We start from the raw sequence: 2175 nt of genomic DNA on the forward strand, positions 1-2175 counted from the left end.
ATGAACCCATCGGCCACCTTCCGTGTCGCCCGCCCCGACGACATCGCCGCCTGCATTGACCTGCGCGGCCGCACCCGCGAGAACGCGGTGTCCGCCGAGACCCTGGCGAGGTACGGCATCACCGAAGCCACCTGGTCGGAGGACGTGCGCACCGGCCGCGCCACCGGCGAGTTGGCCTTGGCCCAGGGGCGCCTGGCCGGCTACTGCTTCGGCGACACCGGCACGGGCGAGATCGTGGTGCTGGCGGTGCTGCCCGAGTTCGAGGGACAGGGCCTGGGGCGCGAGCTGCTGGGGCGGGTGATGGCGCGGCTGCTGTCGCTGGGACACCGGCGCCTGTTCCTCGGCTGTTCCGACGATCCCCAGCACCGGTCGCACGGCTTTTACCGTGCGCTCGGGTGGCGGCCCACCGGCGAGCGAGACGGTCACGGGGACGAGGTGCTGGAGTGGCGCGACGACGCCGGTGTCCCGCGCAGGACCGGCCCGCAGTGACCAGCGGTTGATCCGCCGTCGATCGCGCCGCAACCGCCGCGGTCGCGGACGACCGTGCCCCTCGCGCCGGGCGCGGCCTCAGGCCGGCAAGCGCACCACCGCGCTCAACCCCCCTTCCGCCCGGTTCACCAGCCGCACCTCGCCGCCGTGCGCGTGCACGCACGAGCGCACGATGGCCAGCCCGAGTCCCACGCCGCCGGTCTCGGCGCTGCGCGAGGCCTCCAGCCGGGTGAAGGGCTCGAACAGCGTCTCCACCCTGTCCTCCGGCACGCCGGGGCCGTCGTCCTCCACGGTGATCACCACCCAGCCGTCGGCCGAGTCCAGCCGCAGGCGCGCGGAGCCGGCGTAGCGCACCGCGTTGTCCACCAGGTTGTTGAGCGCGCGGCGCAGGCTGGCCGGGCGGCAGCGGTAGGGCAGGCGGTCGAGGGCGGTGTGCGCGCTGACATCGTGGCCCAGCGACTGCCGCTCGTCGGCGATGGCCTCGATCAGCGCCACCAGCTCCAGCGGGCGCGTGGGCTCCTGCTGGCTTTCCTCGCGGGCGAAGCCGAGCGTGGCCTCGACCATCTCGTCCATCTCGTCGAGCGTGCGGCGCAGCGCGCTGCGCAGCGCGGCGTCGTCCACCATCTCGGCGCGCAGCTTCAGCGCGGTGATGGGCGTGCGCAGGTCGTGGCTCACGGCCGCCAGCAGGTGCATGCGGTCCTGCACGAAGCGGGTGATGCGCGCGTGCATCGCGTTGAAGGCCTGCGTGGTGTCCTGCAGCTCGCTGGGGCCCTGCAGCGGCAGTGGCGGCACCGGCTCGCCGCGGCCCATGCGCTCGGCCGCTTCGGCCAGGCGCTGCACCGGGCGCGCGATGCGCCAGGCGAAGAAGCCCGCCACCAGCAGCACCGGGATCATGCTGGCGCCGATGGAAAACGGCAGGCCGCGCCACCAGCCGCGGTTCTCGATGCCGGTGCGCTCGGTGTTGAGCCAGGCCCCCGACGCCAGCCCGATCGACACCTGGAAGCCGAGGGAGAAGTCCTCTCGCGCGGGGCCGGCGGCCGGGGCGGTGGGGGTGGCGGCGGCACCCGAGCCGAGGAAGCGGATGCGCACCTCGTGCGGCGCCGGGCCCAGGCGCTGGCGAAGGTCGGCGGCCAGCGCCGCCTCGGTGGCGTCCATCGGGCCGTCGACCGCGGGCCGCGGCGAGAACCAGAAGCGCTCGCCGGCCAGGCTCATCGCGCGCAGCACCTCGTCCACCGACTCGCGTGGCGCGACGTCGGCGATGCGCACCGCCGACACGATGCGGTCGACCACCTGCGCGCGGCTGGCCGCTCGCAGCGCCAGCGGCGTGCGCTGCGTGAGGATGAACACGCCGATCAGGTTGCCCGCCACGATGCCGAGCACCAGCAGACCGATGAGCTGCACGGCGAAGCGGCGCGACCACCGCGGCGCCCACGGCCGGCCGGCGGGGTCCGTCACGCCAGGTCCCGCGGCTGCACGTCGAACACGTAGCCGCCACCCCACACGGTGCGGATCAGGCGCGGTTCGCGCGGGTCGGCCTCCAGCTTCTTGCGCAGGCGGCTGACCTGGTTGTCGATGGCTCGGTCGAAGGCGTGGGCGTGGCGGCCCTGCGTGAGGTCCAGCAGCTGGTCGCGCGTGAGCACCTGCTGCGGTCGCTGCACCAGCACGCCCAGCAGGCGGAACTCCGCG

At 74.5% G+C, this 2175-nt stretch carries 3 protein-coding genes; 1 reads left to right on the plus strand and 2 read right to left on the minus strand.

Features of this window, described 5'->3' with window-relative positions; translation table 11 throughout:
* Positions 1-489 (plus strand): GNAT family N-acetyltransferase (locus AC5JLB_RS00670; RefSeq protein ID WP_495871930.1); only part of this gene is annotated, 489 nt, incomplete at its 5' end.
* 78 nt (positions 490-567) lie between these two features.
* Here AC5JLB_RS00670 and AC5JLB_RS00675 read toward each other — a convergent pair.
* Both AC5JLB_RS00675 and AC5JLB_RS00680 read right to left on the minus strand, forming a co-directional pair.
* Positions 568-1944 carry an ATP-binding protein gene (locus AC5JLB_RS00675; protein WP_495871931.1) on the minus strand — a complete coding sequence of 459 codons (1377 nt, stop codon included), beginning with the start codon at positions 1942-1944 and terminating at the stop codon, positions 568-570.
* Positions 1941-2175 (minus strand): winged helix-turn-helix domain-containing protein (locus AC5JLB_RS00680; protein WP_495871932.1); only part of this gene is annotated, 235 nt, incomplete at its 5' end. The genes AC5JLB_RS00675 and AC5JLB_RS00680, both read right to left, overlap by 4 nt.

The organism is Myxacorys chilensis, assembly GCF_059505265.1.